The sequence below is a fragment of the Streptacidiphilus sp. MAP12-16 genome (assembly GCF_041262165.1).
In the GTDB taxonomy this organism is placed as follows: domain Bacteria; phylum Actinomycetota; class Actinomycetes; order Streptomycetales; family Streptomycetaceae; genus Streptacidiphilus.
The window spans coordinates 13,952-39,585 of sequence record NZ_JBGCBY010000024.1 but is presented as its reverse complement, the minus strand read 5'-3'; the positions used below and the strand labels follow the sequence as shown (position 1 = coordinate 39,585).

15 protein-coding genes are annotated in these 25,634 nt (G+C 71.8%); 5 read left to right on the top strand and 10 right to left on the bottom strand.

The window, feature by feature from the left end:
• Positions 1-223: 223 nt before the first annotated feature.
• The 7 genes from ABIA33_RS27480 to ABIA33_RS27450 form a co-directional block, all read right to left on the bottom strand.
• The gene (locus ABIA33_RS27480) at positions 224-1,099 is read right to left on the bottom strand and encodes a ScpA family protein (protein ID WP_370085294.1); all 876 of its coding nucleotides are present in this window, start codon (positions 1,097-1,099) and stop codon (positions 224-226) included.
• Positions 1,100-1,262: 163 nt separating this feature from the next.
• Positions 1,263-1,793, bottom strand: a complete 531-nt coding sequence (locus ABIA33_RS27475; protein ID WP_370085293.1) for a hypothetical protein — start codon at positions 1,791-1,793, stop codon at positions 1,263-1,265.
• Positions 1,778-2,983: a ParA family protein gene (locus ABIA33_RS27470; RefSeq protein WP_370085292.1), complete on the bottom strand. Its 1,206-nt coding sequence runs from the start codon at positions 2,981-2,983 to the stop codon at positions 1,778-1,780. The genes ABIA33_RS27475 and ABIA33_RS27470 overlap by 16 nt, the downstream gene beginning before the upstream one ends.
• Positions 2,984-3,392: 409 nt before the next feature.
• Entirely contained in the window at positions 3,393-4,508 is a 1,116-nt protein-coding gene (gene ald / locus ABIA33_RS27465) for an alanine dehydrogenase (RefSeq protein ID WP_370085291.1), read from the bottom strand.
• 221 nt (positions 4,509-4,729) lie between these two features.
• On the bottom strand, positions 4,730-6,970 hold the full coding sequence (locus ABIA33_RS27460) for a tetratricopeptide repeat protein (protein ID WP_370085290.1): 2,241 nt from the start codon (positions 6,968-6,970) through the stop codon (positions 4,730-4,732).
• A 72-nt stretch (positions 6,971-7,042) separates the two neighbouring features.
• The gene (locus ABIA33_RS27455; RefSeq protein WP_370085289.1) at positions 7,043-7,708 is read right to left on the bottom strand and encodes an NUDIX domain-containing protein; all 666 of its coding nucleotides are present in this window, start codon (positions 7,706-7,708) and stop codon (positions 7,043-7,045) included.
• 139 nt (positions 7,709-7,847) lie between these two features.
• Positions 7,848-9,548: a CTP synthase gene (locus ABIA33_RS27450; protein ID WP_370085288.1), complete on the bottom strand. Its 1,701-nt coding sequence runs from the start codon at positions 9,546-9,548 to the stop codon at positions 7,848-7,850.
• Positions 9,549-9,935: 387 nt separating this feature from the next.
• On the opposite strand from ABIA33_RS27450, the gene ABIA33_RS27445 reads away from it, so the two are divergent.
• Positions 9,936-11,852, top strand: coding sequence for a glycoside hydrolase family 15 protein (locus ABIA33_RS27445; protein WP_370085286.1), 1,917 nt, complete (start codon positions 9,936-9,938; stop codon positions 11,850-11,852).
• 50 nt (positions 11,853-11,902) lie between these two features.
• On the top strand, positions 11,903-12,577 hold the full coding sequence (locus ABIA33_RS27440) for an HAD-IA family hydrolase (RefSeq protein ID WP_370085284.1): 675 nt from the start codon (positions 11,903-11,905) through the stop codon (positions 12,575-12,577).
• Positions 12,578-12,629: 52 nt separating this feature from the next.
• Here ABIA33_RS27440 and ABIA33_RS27435 read toward each other — a convergent pair whose 3' ends face one another.
• Together ABIA33_RS27435 and recN are read right to left on the bottom strand one after the other, a co-directional pair.
• Entirely contained in the window at positions 12,630-13,769 is a 1,140-nt protein-coding gene (locus ABIA33_RS27435) for a glycosyltransferase family 4 protein (RefSeq protein WP_370085282.1), read from the bottom strand.
• Positions 13,770-13,887: 118 nt separating this feature from the next.
• The gene (recN, locus tag ABIA33_RS27430; RefSeq protein ID WP_370085379.1) at positions 13,888-15,642 is read right to left on the bottom strand and encodes a DNA repair protein RecN; all 1,755 of its coding nucleotides are present in this window, start codon (positions 15,640-15,642) and stop codon (positions 13,888-13,890) included.
• 574 nt (positions 15,643-16,216) lie between these two features.
• Between recN and ABIA33_RS27425 the strand changes: the two genes are divergently transcribed.
• From ABIA33_RS27425 to ABIA33_RS27415, 3 genes are read left to right on the top strand one after another with little or no spacing between them, the layout of a single operon-like run.
• Positions 16,217-16,633: a GtrA family protein gene (locus ABIA33_RS27425; protein WP_370085280.1), complete on the top strand. Its 417-nt coding sequence runs from the start codon at positions 16,217-16,219 to the stop codon at positions 16,631-16,633.
• The gene (locus ABIA33_RS27420) at positions 16,630-18,954 is read left to right on the top strand and encodes a glycosyltransferase family 2 protein (RefSeq protein WP_370085278.1); all 2,325 of its coding nucleotides are present in this window, start codon (positions 16,630-16,632) and stop codon (positions 18,952-18,954) included. The genes ABIA33_RS27425 and ABIA33_RS27420 overlap by 4 nt, the downstream gene beginning before the upstream one ends.
• Positions 18,951-20,468, top strand: a complete 1,518-nt coding sequence (locus ABIA33_RS27415) for a glycosyltransferase family 2 protein (RefSeq protein WP_370085276.1) — start codon at positions 18,951-18,953, stop codon at positions 20,466-20,468. Before ABIA33_RS27420 ends, ABIA33_RS27415 begins: the two co-directional genes overlap by 4 nt.
• Before the next feature lie 22 nt (positions 20,469-20,490).
• Here ABIA33_RS27415 and ABIA33_RS27410 read toward each other — a convergent pair whose 3' ends face one another.
• A complete protein-coding gene (locus ABIA33_RS27410; RefSeq protein ID WP_370085274.1) occupies positions 20,491-25,518 on the bottom strand; it encodes a PQQ-binding-like beta-propeller repeat protein in 5,028 nt (1,675 codons plus the stop codon).
• Positions 25,519-25,634: the final 116 nt, after the last annotated feature.

Here is a 25,634-nt window from a genome sequence, read left to right as displayed (position 1 = left end):
AGGCTGAGGCCGGGGGCGGATTCGTGCTCGCGCTCGGGCTGGGCGCGCTCGGGCTGGACGGGGTCCTGGTGGGCGGGGTCGGGCCGGGCGACCGGCTCCAGCCAGGTGTTTTCCAGCTGCTCGCCGGGGCGGGGGCGGCCGGGCATACCCAGCCGCCGCCGCGCGGAACGCAATCGACCGTCCTGCGGTCGGGTTCCGTCGGCCTCGTCGCCACCGTTGCCGGTCATGCGTCCTCGCTCTCCTCGTTCCCGAGCTGCGGCGGAGTGTCGAACTCCTCGCTCACCCCGACCTCCGCCCCTTCCGCGCCGATCCACTGCACCAGCAGTTCCCCCAGCGCCTCCGGCTGGTCAAACAGCAGCACCCGCTCCCGGTACAGCTCCAGCAGTGCCAGGAACCGCGCCACCACCGTCAGCACGTCGGGTGCGTCCTCCGTCAGCGTGCGGAAGCTCGCCTGGCCCAGCTCGCGCAGCCGCTCCACCACCAGCGCCGCCTGCTCCCGCACGCTGACCAGCGGCGCGTGGATGTGGTCGACGTACACCACCGGCTTGGGCCGGGGCACCATCGCCCTCGCCGCGAGCCTCGCGAAGCCCTCGGGGCCGATGCTGATCACGACCTCGGGCAGCAGCGCCGCATGCCGCGGCTCCAGGCCGACCGAGCGCGGGCGTCGCAGCAGCTCCGCCGCCCAGCGCTCCGCGAACAACGCCGCGACCTGCTTGTACGCCCGGTACTGCAGCAGCCGGGCGAACAGCAGGTCCCTGGCCTCCAGCAGCGCCAGGTCCTCCTCGTCCTCCAACTCGGCGACAGGCAGCAGCCGGGCCGCCTTGAGGTCCAGCAGGGTCGCGGCGACCACCAGGAACTCGCTGGCCAGGTCGAGGTCCCAGTCCGGGCCCATCGCCCGGATGTGCGCGATGAACTCGTCCGTCACCCGGGAAAGGGAGACCTCGGTGACGTCCAGCTTGTGTTTGGCGATCAGGCTGAGCAGCAGGTCGAAGGGGCCCTCGAAGTTGTCCAGCCGCACCAGGAACCCGCCCGTCGGCTCAGGCTCGAGCTCGGGTGCGGATTCGGCGGCGGATTCTTCGAGGGGTGCGGGTGTGGTCATCAGGACTCATCGTGCTGGCCGGTGGTGGTACGACGACCCGACCGTACGGCGACACGCTGCAGCGTGTACCGGCCCGGCGGCATCGTGGGATCACCATACGACCCGTGCCGAGAGCCCGGCCCGACACCTCCGCCGGCTCATGACGCCCTGGCCGCGGGAGGCGTCAGCGCCCGCGCAGCCGCCGAACCAGGATGCTGGCCTCGCCACGCTGCTCCAGGTCGGCCAGGACGACCGCGACGGCTTCACGCACTATCCGGCCGCGGTCCACGGCCAGGCCGTGCTCGCCGCGCAGGACCAGCCGGGCGTGCTCCAGGTCGATCAGTTCCTCGGCCGACACATAGACCGTGATCTTTTCCTCGTGCCGCTCGCGCCCGGTCGGCCGGGAGCGGCCACCGCCACGGGGCTTCCGCCGGGCCGGGGCCTCGCCGCCCGGCGCGGGGACGCCGTTGTGGTGGGTGGACGGCTGCTGCGTGGACGACTGCTGAGCCGGGGGCTGCTGGCGTGGCGGGGTGCCGGGCTCGGCTCCCGCCGCACCGTGCTCCCCCGCCGGGTCGGCGGGCTGTCCCTCACGCGCCGCCTCGCGGCCCTCGCGGGCCTGGGCCGAGTCCGGCGCCCGGGGCGCGGGCGTGAGCGACATCCCACCGGTGGTCCGGAACAGTTCGTCCGCTCCCGGGAGGCTCACTCGACGGGGCACCGGGCGAGCACCTCCCTGGCGAGCTGGCGATAGGCGGCGGCGCCGACCGAGTTGGAGGCGTAGGTGGTGATCGGCTCGCCGGCCACCGTGGTCTCCGGGAAGCGCACGGTACGGCCGATGACGGTGTGGAAGACGTGCTCGCCGAACGCCTCGGTCACCCGGGCCAGGACCTCACGGCTGTGCACCGTACGGGAGTCGTACATGGTCGCCAGGATGCCGTCGAGGCGCAGATCGGGGTTGAGCCGCTCGCAGACCTTCTCGATCGTCTCGGTGAGCAGCGCGACCCCGCGCAGTGCGAAGAACTCGCACTCCAGCGGCACGATGACGCTGTTGGCCGCGGTCAGGGCGTTGACGGTGAGCAGACCGAGCGACGGCTGGCAGTCGATGATGACGTAGTCGTAGTCGGGCAGCAGCGGCTTGAGCGCCCGCGCGAGCGCGGACTCCCTGGCCACCTCGCTGACCAGTTGGACCTCGGCGGCCGACAGGTCGATGTTGCTGGGGAGCAGGTCCATGCCCGGGACGGCGGTCTTCAGCAGCACCTCGTCGGCGGTCAGACCGCGCTCCATCAGGAGGTTGTAGACCGTCAGGTCCAGCTCCATCGGGTTGACGCCGAGGCCGACCGACAGGGCGCCCTGCGGGTCGAAGTCGACCAGCAGCACCCGGCGGCCGTACTCGGCAAGGGCCGCACCGAGGTTGATGGTCGAGGTGGTCTTGCCGACGCCGCCCTTCTGGTTGCACATCGCGACGATCTTCGCTGGGCCGTGCTCGGTGAGCGGCGACGGGATCGGGAAGTACGGCAGAGGGCGGCCGGTGGGGCCGACCCGCTCGCGGCGCTGCCGGGCGGCGTCGGGGGCCAGGGTCGCGGCGTACTCGGGGTCGGGCTCGTACTCGGCGTCGGGGTCGTAGAACTGACCGTCCGGCAGCTCGGCGTAGACGAGACCGGGCTCGACGGCGTCGAAGGCCGTGGCGTTGTACACCTCGGCATTGCGCACACCCTCGTCGTAGGGCGCCGAAGCGCCCGGGTAGTGGTGTGTGTCGTGCTCGGAGGCCTGCTGGCGCGCGTCAAAGGTGCGTACCGTCACCGAGCCGACGGACTCCGTCCGGGCTTCCAGGTCCTCCCCGGAGTGACCGGTGACGTTCTGCACCAGTCCTGGCTGACCACCCCCGGGAGCAAATGTCGACTCATTCACAAGTCGTCTTACCTCCTTGGCGACCGCCGTTGACACCGGAACATTGGTGGGGCTCTGGGGCTGTGCCCCCTCCACTGGGCGGCATGTGCCGTGCCGCAGCCTAGCAACGACACAGTAGCGCCAACCACCACGCCAGCGATGCACGAACCAACATGTCGATATGACTAGCTCCCCGCGCGACGGCCGACGACACGCCTGCACACCGCCACGATGCCAGAGCACAGGCGGCAGAACAGCTCTTCCGACCACCGTCATCACGATCGCGCCAGGGTGACAAACAGGGGCGACAAGTTGACGATCTGTCGACATAAGCCGGGTACGACGGCCGGGTGCGCCGCGGCAGCGACGACGGGCGGGGCACCGCAGCGTGAACTGCGGTGCCCCGCCCGCGCGGGGGGAACGAGACCGATCAGGCCAGGACGTCGGCCAGGTCGGCGGCGTGCAGGCCGTGCGCCTCGGCGACGGGGCCGTAGGTCAGCTGGCCCTCGTGCGCGTTGAGGCCCTTGGCCAGCGCCGCGTCACGTGCGCAGGCCTCCTTCCAACCACGGTTGGCCAGCTCGACGATGTACGGCAGCGTCGCGTTGGTCAGCGCGTAGGTGGAGGTGTTGGGCACCGCGCCGGGCATGTTGGCCACGCAGTAGAAGACCGAGTTGTGGACCGGGAAGGTCGGCTCGGCGTGCGTGGTCGGCCGGGAGTCCTCGAAGCAGCCGCCCTGGTCGATGGCGATGTCGACGAGCACGGAGCCCGGCTTCATCCGCGAGACCAGCTCGTTGGTGACCAGCTTGGGAGCCTTGGCACCGGGGATCAGCACGGCGCCGATGACCAGGTCGGCGTCCAGGACGGCCTTCTCCAGCTCGAGCGAGTTGGAGGCGATGGCCCGGATCCGGGTGCCGAAGATCTTGTCGGCCTCACGCAGCTTGTTGATGTCGCGGTCCAGCAGGGTTACCTCGTAGCCCATGCCGATCGCGATGGTCGCCGCGTGCCAGCCGGAGACGCCGCCGCCGATGACCACGCACTTGGCCGGGTGGGTACCGGGGACGCCACCAGGGAGGGTGCCGCGGCCGCCTGCCGGACGCATCAGGTGGTACGAGCCGACCTGCGGGGCGAGCCGGCCCGCGACCTCGGACATCGGTGCGAGCAGCGGCAGCGCGCCGTTGGCGAGCTGCACGGTCTCGTACGCGATGGCGGTGGTGCCGGAGGACAGCAGGGCGTCCGTGCACTCGCGCGAGGCGGCCAGGTGCAGGTACGTGAACAGGGTCTGGCCCTTGCGGAGGCGGTGGTACTCCGAGGCGATGGGCTCCTTGACCTTGAGCAGGAGGTCAGCGGTGGCCCAGACCTCGTCGGCGGTGTCGAGGATGGTGGCCCCGGCGGAGACGTACTCCTCGTTGGGGATGGAGGAGCCGACGCCGGCGTTGTTCTCCACGAAGACCTGGTGTCCGTTGCGGACCAGCTCGTGGACGCCTGCGGGCGTGATCGCCACTCGGTACTCGTGGTTCTTGACCTCGCTGGGGATGCCGACCTTCACGGCTAAACACGTCCCTTGCACATGGGGGAGCCCCGACGGCGGAGACGCCGAAGGGTGGCCGCGCACTGGTTGCGGCACTTACGAGTGTAATGAAGCCGGAGCGATGCGCCAGCCTTCCAATCTGACCAAATGCATGAGATCGGTTGGCAGTTTCGTAGGCTTGCGCGACCGGGGCGTCAGACAGACGGGCCAAACACCACAGATGTGATAATCGCCCTATTTTACTCTGAACCGGGCATCCTGACCCCGGCCTCGGCCCCCTCGGGCCTGCGCGTGGCGGGCAGGCCCAGAGCCGCCGCCTGCTCTCGCTGCACCCGCGCCCCGGCCGGGTCGCCCGCCCGCTCCAGGGCGTCCGCCATCCGCAGCAGCACCAGCGCCTGCAGCCGGACGCTCGTCCTGGCGTCCTCCGACGCAGCACCGTCGGCCCCCACTCCAGCGCCCGGTCCGCCGGCCGATCCGGCGCCCGATCTGGCCTGGGCGGCCTCGGCGCCGAAGGCTCGCGCCGACGCCAGCGCCTCGCGCTGGGTGCGCAGCGCCTGCTCCACGTTCCCGCCCAGCTCCTGGACCCTCGCCGCGCCCAGCGCCGCGCCCACCGCTCCGGCCTCGTCCCCCATCCGACGGTGCAGCACCACGGCCGCGCGGTACTCACGCAGCGCGTCGGCCAGCCGTCCCTGGGCCGTGTGCGCTGCGGCGAGCCGGCCCAGCAGCCGGACCTCGTCCGCCTGCTCGCCCCGGCTGCGGCGCAGCGCCAGCGCTCGGCCGTACCAGTCCGTGGCGCGGACCAGGTCGCCTGACGCCCGGTAGGCGCCCGCGACCGCCTCCAGGATCCTGCACACCGCGATCTGGTCGTCGGCGGCCCGCGCCGGACCGAGCGCTGCCCGGTAGCGCTCCAGTGCCCGCTCATGCTCGCCCGCCGCCGCGTGCAGGTCGCCGAGGTTGACCAGCGCGGCGGCCTGCTGCCGGCGCATTCCGCCACGCAGCGCCAGCTCCAGGACCTGCCCGTGCAGGGCGTAGAGGTCGGCGGCAACCGGCTCGGCCGAGCCCGCCCACAGCGGTAGCGCCCGCACCATCGCCGTGGCCAGGCGCATCGCCACTCCGTCCAGCGCGCCGTCGCCGGTGGCGGTGCGGACGGCGGCGCGCAGCACCGGCAGCTCGGTGTCGAGCCAGTCCCAGGCTTCGGCGGAACCGGCGAAGCGCAACGGCCCCGGCAACGGTTCCGGAGCACGGCCGGCCCCCGGCGCCAGCTGGTGGGCGCACGCGGTGAGCAGGCGGGTCAGGCGTTCCAGCAGGCGGGCGCGGGCGAGTTCGGTCTCGGCGGGGCGGTCGTCGGCAAGCCGCCGGGTGAGCGGAGCTCGGAGGCAGCCGGGCAGCCGATAGCGGCCCGGGACGGAGGTGGAGAGCAGCAGCTGCTGCTCGGCGAGCGTCGCCAGATGCGCGGCGGCGGCATCCACCGGGCACCCGAGCAGAGCCGACGCGGACCTGGGGTCGGCGACGCCGCCGGACGCGAGGGTCAGCAGCCGCAGCAGCCGGGCGGCGGCGGTCGGCAGTCCCGCGTGGACCAGCTCGAAGGCGCGGAGCAGCGGTTCGACTCCGGGCCCGGCCGCCCCCGGCTGCTTCGCCAGCTGGACCGGCGCGGCGGCCGAAGAGGGCAGGCTCACGGAGGCGAGCAGCCTGGCGGCGTCCGAGACGGAGGCGCGCGGCCTGGCCCTGAGCCAGCCGCCGGCCAGGCAGAGCGCGGTCGCGTGGCAGGCCAGGGTCTCCGCGAGCGCCCTGGCGGCCACCGGGTCGCAGACGATGCGGGTGTCCCCGGCGAGGCCCACCAGCACCGCCGTCGCGGCACGGAGGTCCAGGCCGCCGATCACGCAGGGTCGGGCGTCGGCGACACCGGTCAGCGGGCCGGAGCTCACCGCGACGACCAGGCAGCCCGGCGCGTCCGGCAGCAGCGCCCGTACCTGCTCCGCCTGCTGAACGTCGTCGAGGACGAGCAGGACCCGCCGCCCGGACAGCGCGACCCGCAGCGCCGTGCAGTCGGGGTCGGCGCCCTGGTCCGACTCCTTGGCTGACGCCTCGTCAACGTTTCCCGGGGTGAGCGGCTCCCCCAGCGCGACGAGCAGCACCCGGGCGGCCTCGCGCGCCGGTACGGGCGTCCCGTCGGGTTCGCTCAACCGGACAAAGAACTGTCCGTCGGGGTACTCCGTCGCGACGGTGCGGGCGAAGCGCACGGCGAGCGCGGTGCGCCCCGAGCCCGCGCGCCCGGCGACCAGCAGGACCCGGGTGGGGGCAGGCCCCACGTCGTGCGCCTCACCGCCGGGCACCGGACCGCCCAGCGCCGGACGTCGCACCTCGTCGCGCAGTTGGGCAAGCTCCGCCTGCCGCCCGGAGAAGTACGGCGGGTCGTCGGGTAGCTCGGCTCCTGAGCGGTGTGCCTGGCGCGTCTGACGTGCCGTCTGTGCTGCAGCCACGTGCGCAGCGTAGTTCACCGGACCGGGGCTGCTCCGCTGCTGCGCCGGTCCGTCACCATATAGTCCGCCGAGTCACTCGAACGGACGCGCGGGCCAGGGTGCGTCGGCCGGACGCAGCGCGTCCAGCCCCTCGGCTCCCGTGCTGCCCGAGGCGGAGGCTCTGCCGTCGAGCGCCGCCCTGGCGGCGAGCACCGAGGCCACCAGCGCGCCGTTGTGCAGCTCACCGGCGAGGACCAGCCGGACGAGTTCGTCCAGGTCCACCCGGTCGACCTCCAGGTCGAGCTCCTCGTGCTCGGCCTGGAAGCGGTCGCCGTCGGCCTCGGCGAGGTCCTGGGCGAGGAAGATCCGCAGGGCCTCGGAGGAGCCGCCGGGCGAGCTGTAGAAGTCGATCAGTACCCGCCAGTCCCCCGCCTTGGCGTGCGCCTCCTCGTAGAGCTCGCGCTGCGCGGCGTGCAGCGGGTTCTCGCCGGGCACGTCCAGCAGCCCTGCCGGGAGCTCCCACAACCGCTGCCGCACCGGGTGGCGGTACTGCCGCACGAGCAGCACCCGCCGCTCCTCGTCCAGCGCGAGCACGCCGACTGCGCCGGGGTGGCGCAGGTAGTCGCGGGACGCGGCGACGCCGTCCGGCATCACCACCTCGTCGGTCTGGACGTCCCAGATCTTTCCCTTGAACGACGTCCGCGAGGAGGCCACGGGCCACTCCTCCGCGCTGTCCCCGACAGGTTCCCGCCGCGCCATGTCACCCTCCACCGTTGCCGCACCAAAAGGAAATGCTTCAGCCACTGACTACCTAGGGGTGCGGGCGACTGCGCTGCCAGCCCTCTACGGAGCTGCATGGTTGGCAGCGCAGTTCCCCGCGCCCCTGGGTGGTGCGTGGTTACTCGGCTGCCGAGTCCTCGCCGTGCTGGCGGCGGACGGCTGCCGCGACCAGGCCCGCGAAGAGCGGGTGCGGCCGGGTCGGACGGGACTTCAGTTCCGGGTGCGCCTGGGTGGCGACCAGGTAGGGGTGGACCTCGCGCGGGTACTCGACGTACTCGACCAGGTCACCCTTCGGGGAGAGCCCGGAGAACACCAGTCCGGTCTTCTCCAGCTCGTTCCGGTAGGAGTTGTTGACCTCGTAGCGGTGACGGTGGCGCTCCTCGACGTACTGCTCGCCGCCGTAGACCTCGCGCACGATCGAGCCCTCGGCGAGCTTCGCCGGGTACAGGCCGAGGCGCATGGTGCCGCCCAGGTCGCCCTTGCCGTCGACGATCTCCAACTGCTCGGCCATGGTCGAGATCACCGGGTGCTGCGCCGCCGGGTCGAACTCGGTCGAGTTCGCCTCGGGCAGCCCGGCCAGGTTGCGGGCCGCCTCGATGACCACGCACTGCAGGCCCAGACACAGCCCGAGCAGCGGGATCTTCTTCTCGCGGCCGTAGGTGATCGCGGAGACCTTGCCGTCCACGCCCCGGTCGCCGAAGCCGCCGGGGATGCAGATCGCGTCGACGTCGCTGAGCTGCTCCTCCGCTCCGGCCGGCGTCCGGCAGTCGTCCGAGGTGACCCACTTGATCTCGACCTTGGCACGGTTCGCGAAACCGCCCGCGCGCAGCGCCTCGGTGACGGACAGGTAGGCGTCGGGCAGGTCGATGTACTTGCCGACCAGAGCGACCTTCACGGTGTGCTCGGGCTCGTGCACACGGCGCAGCAGGTCGTCCCAGACGGTCCAGTCCACGTCGCGGAAGGCCAGGCCGAGCCGGCGGACGACGTACGCGTCCAGGCCCTCGGAGTGCAGCACCTTGGGGATGTCGTAGATCGACTTGGCGTCGATCGCGGCGACCACGGCCTCCTCGTCCACGTCGCACATCAGGCTGATCTTGCGCTTGATGGCCTGCGGGACCTCGCGGTCGGCGCGCAGCACGATCGCGTCCGGCTGGATGCCGATGCTGCGCAGCGCCGAGACCGAGTGCTGGGTGGGCTTGGTCTTGAGCTCGCCGGAGGGGCCGATGTAGGGCAGCAGCGAGACGTGCACGAAGAAGACGTTGTCCCGGCCGACCTCGTGCCGGACCTGGCGGACGGCCTCCAGGAAGGGCAGCGACTCGATGTCACCGACGGTGCCGCCGACCTCGGTGATCACCACGTCGACGTCGTCGGTCGCCATCCGGCGGATCCGGGACTTGATCTCGTTGGTGATGTGCGGGATGACCTGCACGGTGTCGCCCAGGTACTCGCCCCGGCGCTCCTTGGCGATCACGGTGGAGTAGACCTGGCCGGTGGTGACGTTCGCCGAACCGTGGAGGTTGGTGTCGAGGAAGCGCTCGTAGTGGCCGATGTCCAGGTCCGTCTCGGCGCCGTCGTCGGTGACGAAGACCTCGCCGTGCTGGAACGGGTTCATCGTGCCGGGGTCGACGTTGAGGTACGGGTCGAGCTTCTGCATGGTGACCCGCAGACCGCGCGCCTTCAGCAGGGCCCCGAGGCTGGAGGCGGTGAGCCCCTTGCCGAGCGAGGAGGCGACGCCCCCGGTGACGAAGAGATGCTTGGTCGTCGTGTTGTTCCGGTTCGAGCTACCGCTGTAACCCTGAGCGGAATGGGGCTGTGCCAAGAGGGGGCTCCCGTGGTTGCGTTTTCACGTCGGTGGCGACCAGCCCCGGACCCCGTCTGCTGAGTCGCTGCAGCTGCCGGAGGGGGCGGTTCGGCGGCGGTGCCTCGCACCACTCCACGGAGTACCAGGGTATCAGCGACCACGGCGCCCCGCGTTCGCACGGGCCGCGGGCGGCGCGCCGTGATCACCGAGTTCCCACCCACCCCGGTCGGCGTCGTATCCTGCACGGACGCACCGCCCACTCCATCACGTCGGAGCCCGCAGACCCCACGAGCGCCAGCCATCCACACTGGTTCTGCTCCGCGCGAGCGCCTCACCCCCTGGCGCCCTCCCCAGACTCCCCCGCACCGGCGATGCCGTGTCCCACCTGCGAAACTGGAGATCCCCGTGGCCGCCCGCATCGAGGACTACGCACTCATCGGCGACATGCAGACCGCCGCCCTGGTCAGCCGCGACGGCGCGGTCGACTGGATGTGCCTGCCCCGTTTCGACTCGCCCGCCGTCTTCGCCGGCCTGCTCGGCACGGACGAGCACGGATTCTGGCGGATCGGCCCCGCCGAACCGCTGTCCGCCGCGAGGACGACGGCCCCGCCCGCAGCGCCCACCAGCTTCGTGGAGTCCGGCGAGTTCCGGGTCCTGCCGCCGACCGCGGCCGCGCCCGCACAGCCGGCGACCCGCCGCCGCTACCGGGGCGACTCGCTGATCCTGGAGCAGGAGTGGGACACGCCCCGGGGCACCGTCCGGGTGATCGACTTCATGCCGCCGCGCGGTCTGCCCGAACGTGGCGCGGTCCCGCAGATGATCCGCATCGTGGAGGGGGTGAGCGGACGGGTCCGGATGCGCTCGGCGCTGCGGATGCGGTTCTCCTACGGGCGGATCGTGCCCTGGGTGCACAAGGTCGAGGACGGCGAGAGCGTGCGCACCGTCGCCGTCGCCGGGCCCGACTCGGTGTGGCTCGACGGCGAGGCCGAGACCTACGGACGCAACCTCACCACCTACGCCGACTTCACCGTGCAGGCCGGCCAGCGCATCGCCTTCGCGCTCACCTGGCAGCCCTCCCACCTCGGTGCGCCGGACCAGCCCGACGCCGAGGAGGCCCTCGTCACCACCGAGGAGTTCTGGCTGGACTGGGCCTCCCAGTGCACCTACCAGGGCCCCTACCGGGAGGCCGTGGTCCGTTCCCTGATCACCCTCAAGGCCCTCACCTACGCCCCCACCGGCGGCATCGTCGCCGCCCCCACCACCTCCCTCCCCGAGGACATCGGCGGCGTCCGCAACTGGGACTACCGCTTCACCTGGCTGCGGGACGCCACCATCACCCTGTCCTCGCTGCTGCGCACCGGCTACCGGGACGAGGCCCGCGCCTGGCGCGAGTGGCTGCTCCGAGCGGTCGCCGGCGACCCGGAGAACCTGCAGATCATGTACGGCATCGCGGGCGAGCGGGAGCTCACCGAGGCCGTCCTCGACTGGCTCCCCGGCTACGAGAACTCGGGACCGGTCCGGATCGGCAACGGCGCCGCCGACCAGCTGCAGCTCGATGTGTACGGGGAGGTCGTGGAGGCGCTGCACCTCGCCCACATGACCGGTCTGGCCCGCAACGACCACGCGCACCTGCTGCAGCTGCGTCTGATCAGCTATCTGGAGCAGCACTGGCGCGACCCGGACGAGGGCATCTGGGAGGTGCGCGGCCCGCGCCGCCACTTCGTCCACTCCAAGGTGATGGCCTGGGTCGCGGTCGACCGCACCATCCGCATGATCGAGGAGACCCCGCACGAGGGTCCGCTGGAGCGCTGGCGGGAGCTGCGCGACGCCATCCACGAGGACGTCTGCGAGAACGGCTACGACAAGGAACGCAACACCTTCACCCAGTCCTACGGCTCGCGCGAGCTCGACGCCTCGCTGCTGCTGATCCCGCAGGTGGGCTTCCTTCCGCCGGACGACAAGCGGGTCATCGGCACCATCGAGGCGATCCAGCGCGAACTGCTCACCTCCGACGGCTTCGTGCTGCGCTACCCCACCAGCGGCGACGTCGCGGGCGTGGACGGGCTGCCTGGCGACGAGGGCGCGTTCCTGGCCTGCTCGTTCTGGCTGGCCGACGACCTGGCAATGATCGGCCGGGTCGCCGAGGCACGGGACCTGTTCGAGCGACTGCTGGCGATCCGCAACGACGTGGGGCTGCTCGCGGAGGAGTGGGACCCGCAGTTGCAGCGGCAGGTCGGGAACTTCCCCCAGGCCTTCAGCCACGTTCCGCTGATCGACACGGCACTCCGGCTGAACGCCTGCGGGGGCCTGCCGGAGCTCTGACGGGCTGTTTGTATGCTTGAGGAACAAAAAAGGTTCTTCAAAGGAGCGCCATGCCCGTCACCTCCATGAACGGCACCACGCTGACCGGCCGCGCCCTGCTGCTCGACATGGACGGGACCCTGGTCGACTCGGGACCGGCGGTGGAGCGGGTCTGGCGTCGCTGGGCCGCCGAGCACGACCTCGACGGCGACCAGGTGCTCCAGGTGGTGCACGGGCGGCAGGGCTTCGCCAGCATGGCGATCCTGCTCCCCGGCCGGCCGATGGAGCAGAACCACGCGGAGAACCGGCGGATGCTCGCCGAGGAGACGGCCGACACCGAGGGTGTCGTTCCCATCGGCGGCGCGGCCGCCTTTCTCGCCTCGCTGGTCGGCCTGCCGCACGCCCTGGTCACCTCGGCGGACGACGCCCTCGCCCGCGCCCGGATGGGCGCGGCGGGACTGGCACTGCCGCCGGTGGTGGTGACGGCTGAGCACGTCGCCGTGAGCAAGCCGGACCCCGAGGGCTTCCTGAAGGGCGCCGCGGAGCTGGGATTCGCCCCCGAGGACTGCATCGTGTTCGAGGACTCCGAGGCGGGGGTCGCGGCCGGTCTCGCCGCCGGGATGCGGGTGATAGGCGTGGGCGCGGCGAGCGCCGCGCACGGAGCGACGGTGGCGGTCGACACGCTGACGCAGGTTCAGGTCGCGGCCGACGGCGACGGCGTGCTGACGGTCACCGTCAGCCACTAGCCGCCGGGCAGAGGCGCCAGGCGTGAAGCGCCAGGCAGAGCCCCGTCAGGCTTTAGCTGCTGCTCGTCAACTCGTCGTAGACGCTCAGCACCTGAGCCACTGTCGCCGCCTCGTCCGGCCAGGTCGCGGCCTGCAACGGCCCCGCCGCCGCCAGCTCCGCGCGCCGCCCGCCGTCGGCGAGCAGCCCGGACACGGCGGCGGCCAGGGCCGTCGGGTCGCCCGGCGGCACCAGCACCGCGGCGTCACCAACCAGCTCCGGCAGGCCGCCAACGGCCGTGGCGACCACGGGCACTCCCGCCCGCAGCGCCTCCTGGGCGACCAGCGAGCGTGCCTCCCAGCGGGATGAGATCACCACCAGGTCGGCGGCGGCCAGCAGTTCGGGGACGTCCGAGCGGTGGCCGAGCAGCCGGGCGCGCAGCTTCTCCGCCTTGATCCGCGCCCGCAGCGCCCCGTGCTCAGGGCCCTCCCCCGCGATCAGCAGCAGCGGCTCCTCGCCGCCGCGCCAGCCGGAGGCCGCGTCGAGCAGCAGGTGGAAGTTCTTCTGCGGGACCAGTCGCCCCACCGCGAGCACGATCGGACGGTCCGTCCGGTCCTTGGCACCCAGCAGCGCCTTGCGGATCTCGCCCCGGCCGGGCTCCGACGCCGGCACGGGCAGCGGCGGGGCCGCGACCGGACCGAGCCGGGCGTCGGCGGCGCCGAGGTCACGGGCGCGGGCGACCAGATCGGAGGAGGCGCCGAGTACGAGGTCGGCGGCCCTGGCGACCCGACGCTCCATCAGCCGCAGCAGCCGCCGCTCCACGCCGGTGGCCAGGTTCGCGTGGTGGGAGGTGACGACCAGTGGGGTGCCTCCCCGCGCGGTGCGCAGCGCCAGGTCGGACAGCAACGCCGCACGCAACCCGTGCGCGTGCACCAGCGAGGCGCGGGCGAAGGCCCGCCGCAGCTCGCCCACGGCCGCCGCGTCGGTGCGTGGTCCGGGTGTCGGCGTGATCTCCACCGGGTGGAAGCGGGCTCCGGTGCCCGAGAAGCCGAAGAGCTCGTCGGTCTCGGCAGGGCCGCAGACCGTGACCTCGAGTCCGTGCGCACTCAGTCCGGCAGCCAGGGACCGGACATGTGCGCCGATGCCGCCGGAGCTGCCCGCCAGGACGAGGACGGCGTGCAGCTGGCCGTCAGAGGCTGTAGAGGTGTGCTCCACGGTCTGCGTCGTCTCCCTGTCACTGTCGCCGACGGTCGGATGATTGTTTGCTGGCGCGGCTCCACGATGCCAGCTCAGGAGTGGTCTTGGACAGTCGGCGGGGGCACTGCGGGCCCCCTCACCCGTTCGGCGGCACTGCTCCCTGGGCGACCCCGGTTCGGGCCGCGGCGAGCAGTTCCTCGGCGTGGGCGCGACCCAGCTCGGAGTCCTCCAGGCCGGCCAGCATTCGCGAGAGCTCCCTGACCCGCTCGGCGTCGGTGAGCGTGGTGACGCCGCTTCGGGTGACGGTGCCGTCGACGGTCTTCTCGACGACCAGGTGCCGGTCCGCGAAAGCGGCGACCTGTGGGAGGTGGGTGACCACGATCACCTGTGAGGTGCGGGCCAGCCGGGCCAGCCGACGGCCCACCTCGACCGCCGCCTTGCCGCCCACGCCCGCGTCGACCTCGTCGAAGAGGTAGGTCGGAACGGGGTCGGCGCCGGCGAAGACGACCTCGACGGCGAGCATCACCCGGGACAGCTCGCCGCCGGACGCACCCTTGGCGATGGGGCGGGCCGGGGCGCCGGGGTGCGGCGCGAGCAGCACCTCGACCTCGTCCACGCCGTGCGGGCCGAAGTCGGCGGCCCGGGTGATGCCGAAGCTGACCCGGGCGTGCGGCATGGCGAGCTCGGTGAGCTCGGCGGTGACCGCCTTGGCGAAGATCTCGGCGGCCTCCTGCCGAGCGCCGGTGAGCTCTGCCGCGAGCACGGACACCGCTTCCCGCAGCGTCTCCTGCTCCGCTTCGAGAGCACTGATCCGGTCGTCGTCGCCGTCCAGCTCGGTGAGCCGCACGGCCGCGAGCTCGGCCCAGGCGAGCACCTCGGCCAGCCCGCTCTCGGCGCCGCCGGCCGGGCCCCCGTACTTCCGCACCAGGTGCGCCAGGACCGAGCGGCGCTCCTCCACGGCGGCGAGCCTGGCCGGGTCGGCGTCCAGGTCGTCGGCGTAGCCGGCGAGGTCCCCGGCGATGTCCGAGAGCAGGTAGCCGACCTCTTCCAGCCGGTCCGCGAGCCCGGCAAGGCGCGGGTCGTGGTGGCGCACCGACTCCAGGGCGCGCCGGGCCTGGGCGAGCAGGGTGCCCGCGTCGACCGCGTCCGGGTCGGACGGTTCCCCGGCGAGCGCGCCGTGGGCCTGGTTGGCGGCCGAGGACAGCGCGTCGGCGTGGCCGAGCCGCTCCGACTCCGCGGCCAGCTCGACGTCCTCCTGGGCCACCGGCTCGGCGGCGGCGACCTCGTCCAGGCCAAAACGCAGCAGGTCTGCCTCCTGCGCCCGCTCCCTGGCGCGGGTGGTGAGCTCGTCGAGCAGCGTGGTGACCTCGCGCAGCCGCCGGTAGGCGGTCTGGTACTCGGCGAGCGGCTCGGACACGGTGTCCCCGGCGTAGCGGTCGAGCGCGCCGCGCTGCCGCGCGGGCTGCAGCAGCCGCTGCTGGTCGGTCTGACCGTGCACGGCGATCAGGTCCTCGCCGAGGGTGGCCAGCAGGCTCACCGGAACCGACCGGCCGCCGACGTGCGCCCGGGAGCGCCCCTCCGCGGAGACGGTTCTGCTGAGCAGCAGCGAGCCCTCGTCGAGTTCGGCCCCGGCTTCGACCGCCCGCAGCGCCACCGACGAGCTGGCGTCGAGCACCACCCGGCCCTCGACCACCGCCCGCTCGGCGCCGTTGCGGACCAGCCCGGGGTCGGCCCGTCCACCGAGCAGCAGCCCGAGGCTGGTCACGACCATGGTCTTGCCCGCGCCGGTCTCGCCGGTAACCACGGTGAACCCGGGCGACAGCTCGACCACCGCGTCCTCGATCACGCCCAGCGCCCGTATCCGCATCTCTTCGAGGCGGGGGCGCCCCATGTCGTTGACCTGCACCTGTTCCTCTCGGCGAGTGCTCACTAGCCCCTCTGGCCCCTCTGCGGAGATGTCTGGGATGTCTGGGATGTCTGGGATGTCTGCGGGATGTCCGCAGCCATGTCTGCGGGTACGTCGGCGGGAGTCTTGCGGTCTGCCCTGAGCGTAGTGGTCCGGCGCTGCGGTCGGCGAAGCCGGATACCCGGGTCGCCTGCCTCGTATGCGGGTCCCGGGCGCGCACAAGCGGCAGAATCAATTCCATATGGATGTGTGTATTCCAAGTAAAGTATTGGTATTCAATTGCGGAGTTCGCCCGGGGATCATCCTGCCTGAGATTCACTGGAGGACCGTCCGCCCCATGACCCCGGGCGGCGGATTTCGATGATTCCGAAGCACCCCGACAAGGGACCCGAATATCCGGGTGGGGAGCTTCCGGAGGTCGCCCCCTGGGCGACACGGTCACGCAATCGTATTGTCACCGCGCCTGACTAACGTGTTCACACGATCATGCTGACGCAATGACAGGGGGGCCATGAGGCCATTGTTACGAGGGCGTACACGCGCGCTGAAATTCGCGCTCGTGGGCGCCCTCTGCTTCGCCGTGCAGTACCTCGCTCTTCTGCTCCTGGCCAGGACCGGGCTCGTCCGCCCGCTCGCCGACGGAGCCGGTTTCCTCCTCTCCGCGCAACTCAACTTCGCCCTCAGTACCGCCTTCACCTGGCGCGACCGGCGAGGTGCGCGGGCCCGCGGGCTGGTCGCCCGCTTGGCCTCGTTCAATCTCACAGCCCTGCTCGGGCTCGCCATCAACACCGGCGTCTTCTCCCTGCTGTACCCCTCGCTCGGAAACCTCGCGGCCAGCGCGCTCGGCGTGCTGGCCGGCGCCGGGTGCAACTACCTGGTCCTCGACCTGCTGGTGTTCCGCCGCCGCCCGGCCGCGCCCGCTCCCGCGCCGCACGCCGCCGTGCGGCTGCCCCTCCCCGCGAAGGAGTACTCGTGAGCACCGTCGCACCGGTGCGCACCTGGACCGAGGGTGTCGCCGTCGTCATGCCCGCCTACCAGGAGGAGGAGAACCTCGGCGCGACCGTCGAGGACTTCCTCGACACCCTCGCCGAGGCCGGTCACCCGCACTGCGTGGTCGTCGTCAACGACGGCAGCCCCGACCGCACCGGCGAGGTGCTCGACCGCCTCGCCGCCCGCTACCCGGGACGGGTACTCGCCGTCCACCACCCCGAGAACCGGGGCTACGGCGCCGCGGTCCGCACCGGCATCCGGGCCGCCCTGGAACAGACCGACCTGCGCCGCCTGCTGCTCACCGACTCCGACGGGCAGTTCCGGGCCGACGACCTGCTCGGCTTCCTCGCGGTTCAGCACGAGGAGCGCGCCGACGCCGTCATCGGCTACCGCGCGGTGCGCGCCGATCCGCTCGCCCGCCGGGTCAACGCCGCACTGTGGACGGCCCTGAGCCGCCTGCTGCTGCGCCACGGCAGCCGGGACGTCGACTGCGCCTACAAGCTGATCGACCGTCACTCCCTGGACGGCATCGAGCTGCGCGGCGAAGCCGCCGCGATATCCCCCGAGCTGCTGGCGAAGATCCAGGTCGGCCGCCCGCGGATCCTGCACCATCCGGTCAGCCACTACCCGAGGCTGCACGGCGACCAGACCGGGGCGCGGTTCAGCGTGATCCTCCGCTCCCTGCTCGGCCTGCTCCGGGTCTACGCCGACCTGGCCCGCACCGGCCACAAGTGGCGCCGCACCCTGCGCCTGCTGCACCCCAAGGACCCCGGCCTCGCCCTGGTCACCCTCGGCGCCCTGGCCGTCTCGGTGGTCGGCTACCTGCACTTCCTGCATCGACACGTGATCCTGGCCTACCCGGACGCCCTCTCCCACGTGCTGATCGCCCGCCGGGTCGTGGCCAGTCCGACCGCCGGAGCGGCCCAACTCGGCGGCGTCTGGTTACCGCTGCCGCACGTCCTGGAACTGCCCCTGGTCTGGGTCGGCAACTGGTACCAGTCCGGGTTCGCCGGAAGCGTCGTCTCCATGGCGGCCTTCGTCCTCACCGCCCGCTACCTCTACCTGCTCACGGCCCGGATGGCCGGCGGCAGCCGACTGGCCGGGCTGACCGCCGCAGCGGTCTTCGCGGCGAACGTCAACGCGGTGTACCTGCAGAGCACCCCCATGACCGAGACCCTGCTGCTGGCCTGCACCGCAGCCGCGGTCAACCACCTCGACGACTGGTGCCGCACCGGGCGCTACGGCCGCCTGGCCGCCTGCTCGGTCGCCGTGCTGCTGGCCACGCTGACCCGCTACGAGGGCTGGGTGCTGTGCGTCGCCGTCAGCGTGGTCGTCGCCTACACGGCGCTGCGCCGCCGACGCGACTACATCCGGTTGGAAGCGCACCTGATCTTCTACGGGCTGGTGGCGCTCAGCGGCATCGCCGCCTGGCTGGTCTGGAACGCCGCCATCTTCCACAACCCGATGTACTGGCAGGACGGCTCCTTCGCCAAGCCCTCGCTGTGGGTCGCCAAGGGCGAACCCGCAATCGGCCACCCCTGGGTGGCCCTGCACACGTACCTCATCGCGATGGTCGACGACATCGGGCTGCCCGCGCTGGTCGTCGCCGGCTGCGGACTGCTGCTGCACCTGGCCAGGACCCGGCTGCGCCCCGGCGATGCCGCCCCCTACGCGCTGCTGGCGCTGCTCCCCTTCTACGCCTACGCGCTGTGGTCGGGCCAGCGTCCGCTGCACGTCCCGCAGATCAGCGGGAGCCTCTACAACGTGCGCTTCGGGATCGCGATGCTGCTCCCGACCGCGGTCTTCGCCGGGTACCTGGTCTCCCTCGCGGTACCGCTCGCGCGGGCCTGGCGGCGCCCACGGGTCCTCGTCCCGCTGACCGCCCTGATCGCGGCCGGCGTCGTCTCCTGCGCCTTCTGGCTGCCGGGACTCGCCACCCTCGACGAGGCGCTGGCCTTCCGCGCCGCCCCGTCGGAGCAGGCCAATACCAGCGCCGCCGCCTGGCTGCACCGGCACTACGACGGCGGCACGGTGCTGATGGAGTCCTTCGGCAACGAGGCCGTCACCTTCGAGTCGGGCATTCCGACCCAGCACATCGTCTACGAGGGCAGCTTCCGCATGTGGCAGCCCGCGCTCACCGACCCGGCCGCGCACGGCATCCGCTGGATCTACCTGCGGCGCACCCCCGGCACGCCCGACGACGCCTACCTCGCGCTCAAGGGCAACCCCGAACTCAGCACCGGCTACCGGCTCGTCTACCAGGACGTGGACCGTGTCATCTACCAGAAGCGGGAGGCCGCCCGATGACCACAGCACCGATCCGCCGCCGATCTGACGGCCCCGACACAAGCCCCAACCACAGTTCGGTCGCGACCCTGGGCACGACCGTGGCTGACCCCGCGGAGATCGCCGAACTGCCGGACCGGCTGAGCGGCCGACGGCTGCTCGGCACCGGTCAGGCGTACGGCATGGCGGCCGTGCTGCTCGCCGTCGTCGGGGTGCTCGGCTGGCACGCCGTCACCGGCGGCGGCCCCTCCTTCACCTGGTGGGGCCGGCTGTTCATCGCCCTGATCACCGTCGTGTACGTCGTCGTCATCGGCTTCAAGCTGGCCCTGGTCTTCGGCGCGGGCGGGGCCCCGGTGCTGCGCTTCGAGCCGGAGGACCTCGGCGCCCTGCCCGACTCCGTGCTCCCCGGCTACACCATCCTGGTCCCGCTGCACCGCGAGGGCGCAGTCCTCCCGCACCTGCTGAGCCGCCTCGCCGACCTGGACTACCCGGCCGACCGGCTGCAGATCCTGCTGCTGATCGAGGAGGACGACGACGAGACCAAGGGCGCGCTGGCCAAGCTCACGCCCGGCCCCCAGTTCCACACAGTGATCATCCCGCCGGAGGGGCCCAGGACCAAGCCCAAGGCCTGCAACGTCGGCCTGCGCCAGGCCACCGGCGAGTTCTGCGTGATCTTCGACGCCGAGGACCGTCCCGAGCGGGACCAGCTGCGCAAGGCCGTCCTCGCCTTCCGCACCATGCCCGACCGGGTGGTCTGCATCCAGGCCGAGCTCCAGTACTGGAACCCGTGGACCAACTGGCTCACCCAGTGCTTCGCCGCGGAGTACGCGACCAACTTCAGCCTCTCCCTGCGCGGCCTGGACCGGCACCGCCTGGCGATACCGCTCGGCGGGACGTCGAACCACTTCCGTACCGACGCACTGCGGCGGCTCGGCGCCTGGGACCCGTACAACGTCACCGAGGACGCCGACCTGGGCATCCGCATCGCCCGGCGCGGCTGGGACGTGCGGATGATGGTCTCGGTCACCGAGGAGGAGGCCAACAGCCACCTGGGCAACTGGATCCGCCAGCGCAGCCGCTGGATCAAGGGCTACTACCAGACCTGGCTGGTCCATATGCGCAACCCGTGGCTGCTGTGGCGGGAGCTCGGCACCCGCCGCTTCCTGGCCTTCCACCTGACCCTGGGCTTCTCCACCTTCACCACCCTGGTCAACCCGCTATTCTGGGCCATGACCATGCTCTACTTCGCCACCGGCACCCGCTACATCGCCGGCCTGTTCCCCGCTCCGGTGCTCTACCTGGGCATGGCCACGATGGTCCTCGGCAACCTGATGATGTGCTACTGCCTGATGACCGGCTGCATGGAACGCGGACTGCACCGCGCGGTCCGGGCGATGCTCACCGTCCCCCTCTACTGGGGGCTGATGAGCATCGCCTCCTACAAGGCGTTCCTGCAGCTGCTGCGTCCGAGTCGGCGCCACTACTGGGAGCTGACGGTGCACGGGCTGGTCGAGCAGGAGCCCGAACCGGAGTGAGACCGACCGGTTCGGGCCGCTGTCACGGCGTGCTCACCGAGACGTTGTCGAACGTGGACGTGTTCAACTGCCCGCCGTTGTGCGAGCAGACGAACAGGCCGATGGTGACCGGATCGGTGAGCGCGACCGTGACCGGAGTCCCCAACTGCGTCCAGGTCACCCCGTCCGCCGAGGTGTAGGCGGTCACCGCGGTGCCCACCCGGGACAGTCTCAGCCAGTCGGGCAGGGTCGCCGCCCCGCCCGACTGGTCGGCGTTGAAGTTCGACTGCAGATGGACCCCGTTGCCGGGCGTCACCAGCAGCGCCGCGTAGGCGCTGCCCGAGGCGGTGCTCTGCTTCACCATCAGTCCCGACTTGGCCCACCCGCTGGTGTTCTGCTGCGCCGTCACCCGCACGGTGAGCGTCCCGTTGCCGGTCAACGGCTGTGACAGGTAGTGGAACTGGTCGGTCGACCCCCAGATGTCGTTGCCGCCGCCGTTCACCGTGTAGACGCCGTTCTGGTAGCTCGCGGACCCGGCGAGCGCGGGGCTGCCGACGTCGGAACTCGTCCACACCGCCGGCAGCGCGCCGGACACCGCGACGTTGTCGAAGGTCGTCGCGTTGAGCTGCTGGTTGTTGTGCGAGCAGACCTCCATGCCAACCGTGGCGGCACTGGCCATGGTCTGGTTGAGGGTCGCGACCGCGGTCCAGTGGGCGCCGTCGGCGGAGGTGTAGCCGGTGAAGCTGTTGCCGGTCCGGGTCAGCCGCAGCCAGGCGTTGGGGAGATTGAAGGTGCCCACCGCGATGTCGGAGGCGTAGCCGTACTCCAGGTGCAGCTGGTTGCCCGGGGTGACCGCGAGCAGCACGTACGGGGAGCCGGGCGTGGTGGACTCCTTGAACATCACCCCGGACTTGGCCCAGGGATCGGTGATGTCCTGGCCGGTGACCCTGGCGGTGACGCTGCCGTCGCCGGTGAGCGGCTGGTAGGCGTACTGCTCCTGGTCCGTGCTGCCCCAGATGTCCGCGCCGGAGCCGTTGAGGGTGAACACGTTGCCGTTCGCGGCCGAGTAGTTGGCCGACCCGGGGATGCCGGGGCCGCCGATGTCGGTGCTGGTCCAGGGGCTGGGCAGCGGTCCGCCGCCGATGGGTGTGACGATGACGTTGTCGAAGGTGGTGGTGTTCAGCACGGTGGCGCTGTGGGCGCTGACGGCGAGGCCGAGGGTGACCGTCGGCGTCATCGCGATGGTGGCCTGGCCCAGCCTGGTCCAGTTGAGGCCGTCGGCCGAGCTGTAGGCGGTGAACACGTTGCCGGTGCGGTCCAGCCGCACCCAGGCGTTGGGAAGGCTGTAGCCGGCCCCGCCGACGGTGGTGTTGAAGCCGTAGCTGAAGTTCACGCCGTTGCCCGGCGTGACGGCCACCATCGCGTACGCGGATCCGGCAGTCGTGGACTGCTTGATGATGATCCCCGACCTCGCCCACGGGTCGGTGTTCGACTGCGCCGAGACCCGCGCCACCAGGCTGACATCACTGCTCAACGGCTGGTCGACGTAGTGGAACTGGTCCGTGCCGCCCCAGATGTCGGTGCCGCCGCCGTTCACCGTGAAGGTCGAGCCGGCGTACGAGGCCGAGCCCGCCAGGGCCGGACTGCCGACGTCGGTGTCGGCCCAGGGGTAGGGCAGCCCCGCACTGGTCCCGGTCCCGGTGATGGTGACCCCGGTGTACGCCGTGGTGTTGGATGCCGCGGTGTTGTGGGAGCACACGGCCATCCCGCTGAGCAGGGTTCCGGAGAGGGCGTTGATGGTCTGCGCCGAGCCCGGGAACGCCGTCCAGGTGGTTCCGTCCGACGAGGTGTAGGCGGTGAACGTCTGGCCGGCCCGGCCGATCCGCAGGTACAGCGGCGGAGTGCCGGAGACGCCGCCGAGCTGCGTGCTCTGGCCGTTCTGGACGCTGCGGTACTGGACGATCACCCCGTTCGCGGGGGTGACGAGTACCGCGTAGTAGGGGGCGTTGGGCGAGTCGTTGAGCCTGGTCATCAGCCCTGACTTGGCCCAGCCGTCCGAGTTCTGCTGTGCGCTGACCTGCGCGCTGGTGGTGCCGTCGGTGTTCTGCGGCTGGGACACCAGCCGGAACTGGTCGCTGCTCCCCCACAGGTCGCCGCCGCCGCCAATGACGCTCCAGGCGCCGGTCGCGGCGTTGTAGGACTGGCTTCCGGCGGGCAGCGGCGAGCCGATGTCCTCGCAGGACCAGCCGGTGGCACAGAGGTTGGGCGGGGTCGGCGCACTGGCGTCGATGGTCACTCCGCCGATCGCGGCCGTGCTCAGGGTGCCGGTGTTGTGGGAGCCCACGGCGAGCCCGGCCAGGATGCCGCCGCCCAGATTGGGCAAGGCGATGGTGGAGGCCGGAACGGCCGTCCAGGCGCTGCCGTCGGCGGAGGTGTAGGCGGTGAAGGACGTTCCCGAGCGGGCGATCCGCAGGTAGGCGGGGGCGGCCCCGGACGGGTTGGCGATCTGGGCGGAGCTTCCGCCGGCCGTGTCGCGGTACTGGACCTGGATGCCGTTGCCGGGGGTGACGAACGCGGCGTAGTAGGCGGCGCCGGCGTCGGTGCCGCCGCGGAGCATCACCCCCGCCTTGGCGCTGGCGTTGGTGTTGCTCTGGCTGGTGACCTGCGCGCTGACCGTGCTGTCGCCGGTGACCGGCTGCCAGACGTAGTGGAACTGGTCTCCGTTACCCCAGATGTCGCCACCCGCGCCCTTGACCGTCCAACTGCCGCCGGTCAGCGTCTGGTCGCCGACGAGGGCGGGGTTGCCGACGTCCTGGCAGCTCCAGCCGCTCGGGCAGGGGTTCGCGGAGACCGCGGGCTGCAGGCTGCTGGTGGGCGCGCCGACGGAGACCGAGGTGAGCTTCGCCGTGGCCTGGACCCCTACCGCGCCCGAGTTGGCGGCGACGCCGGCGAGCGAGGTGTACGGCAGGGCGATGCTGGTACTCGTCCCCGGCAGCAGGGTGAAGCCCGTGCCGTTGCTGGAGATCGCGGCCTGGAGCAGGTCGCCGGTGCGTTGGACGGTCAGGTAGACCGGCAGCGCGGGCCCGGGAGAGTTGTAGACGACGGAGGTGGCGCCGCCGAAGGCCCTCCGGTACATCACTTTGATGTTGTGGTACGGGCCTTCGAGCAGGGCGTAGTAGGGCGAGCCGGGATCGCTGTTCTGACGGATCATCACTCCGGTCAGCGAGCTGCCGCCGGAGGGCTGGGCCGTGAGCTGCGCGGTGACCTGGGCGTCCCCCGCCGTGGGCCGGCTCAGCAGCCGGAAGGCGTCGGCGCTGCCCTTGGGCGTTCCGGCGGCGCTGATTCCGGGACCGCCGGTGACGGTCTTCCACTGGGCGGTGCCGCCGGTCCCGGTCACCGTCTCGACGCCGGCCGGCGTGGGGCCGCCGATGTCCTGGCAGGTGAAGCCGCTCGGGCAGGACGGATCGGCGGGCGGGGTGGTGGTGCTCGCGGGCAGGCCGAAGGCGACGACCTGGCCTGCGGTGTTGCCGGTGAAGATGATCCCTCCGGCGACGGAGGGTCCGCCGTAGATCTGCGTGCCGGTGTCGTAGCTGTAGAGCCGGTTGCCGGTGTTGGCGTCGAGGACCTCCAGGACGGACCCGCCGCCGTCCAGGACCAGTCCGTTGTCGTAGGCGAGCGCCCCGATCACCATGCCGGGGGCCGCATGCTGCCACAGGTACCCGCCAGTGGCCGGATCGAGTGCCCGTACCGTGCCCGGGTACTCGACCCCGTTGATGGCGCCGGTGGCCCCGGCCAGATAGAGGGCACCGCCGCCGAAGGCCCCGGAGGAGACGCTGCTCTGGCCGCAGGTGGGGCAGGTGCCGCCGACCGCGATGCCGGCCTGCCAGACCGGGCCCTGGGACAGATGCGCCCGGTCGAAGGCGTAGGCCACTCCGTTCTTGTTGATCGCGGCGACCAGCCCGCGCCCGTTCTGGTCGGTGAACAGCGTGGTCGAGGTGCCGAAGTCGGAGTCGACCACGGCGACGGAGTCGGGCAGCGCCCAACTGTCCTTGACCTCCATGGTGGTGGAGTCGACGGCGAGGAACGCCTGGGCCCAGGTCTGCGACGGCAGGTTGCGGGTGCCGGTCGCGACGTAGATCAGACCGGTCGCCGTGTCGTACGCCGGAGAGGTCCAGATGCCGCCGCCGACCTGGCCGTTCGGGACCAGGTTGGCGGTGTTCTCGATGGCGTGGGTGGTGAGGTTGACCTTGAGCAACTGGCCCTGGACCAGCGGGCAGTCACCGAAGCTGGCGACTCCCACGTAGGCGTAGTTGCCCACGATCAACGGCCCTGACCAGTTCATGTGCCCGTCGTAGACGCCGGGGACGCCGCTGCCGCCGACCCAGACCCGCCAGTCGACCGCACCGGTCACCGTGTCCAGTGCATACCAGTAGCTGTCCGCGCCACCCACGTAGACGACGTTGCCGACGACCGTGGCCGGGGAGGAGGGCCCGGCCGAGGGCGGGTTGCCGCAGGGCTGGTTCGGGGTCATGTAGCCGATGTTGGTCTTCCAGAGCACCGCGCCGGTCGTCGCGTTGACGGCGTACTCGTTGCCGTCCCAGGAGGCGAAGTAGGCGACGCCGCCGGTCACGGTGGGGGTGGTGGCGACGGGGCCGCCGGTCTTCAGGGTCCACAGCCGGGTCAGCGAGGGGGCGTTGGCGGTGCTGAGGGTGGTGTCGGCGGAGGCGGCGGTGCGCGCGGCGTCGTGCAGCGAGGTGGGCCAGTCGTCGGTGCTGCCTGCGGCCCTGGGCTGGATCCGCGGTTTGGTCGAGGTTTTGGGCTGTGACCTGAGCGGCGTACTGGTCGGCGTGCCTGTCGGCGTACGTGCTGGTGACTTGGCCGGTAACGTGGCCGGCGACTGGGCCTGACGGCTGCTCGCCGTGGGCCCCGGCGCCTTCCCCGGCGCCACCGGTCCCGCCGCGTACGCCGCCCCGGGGAGCAGCGCACACGCTGTCGCCAGCGCGGTGAGCAGTCCCGTCAGCAGCCTGAGTCGCGTCCTAGGTCGTCCGGTCTCCCTGCATCTGCGCAACACGGCGGAGCTCCTCCCCGGTCGTGCCCGCGCTGCGGATCCCCCCGGCCGGGCAGTATGAACAGCCAGCTGTTGTTGCAGTGCATTTCCGATGGTGCCACACGCCGACAATGGGGCAC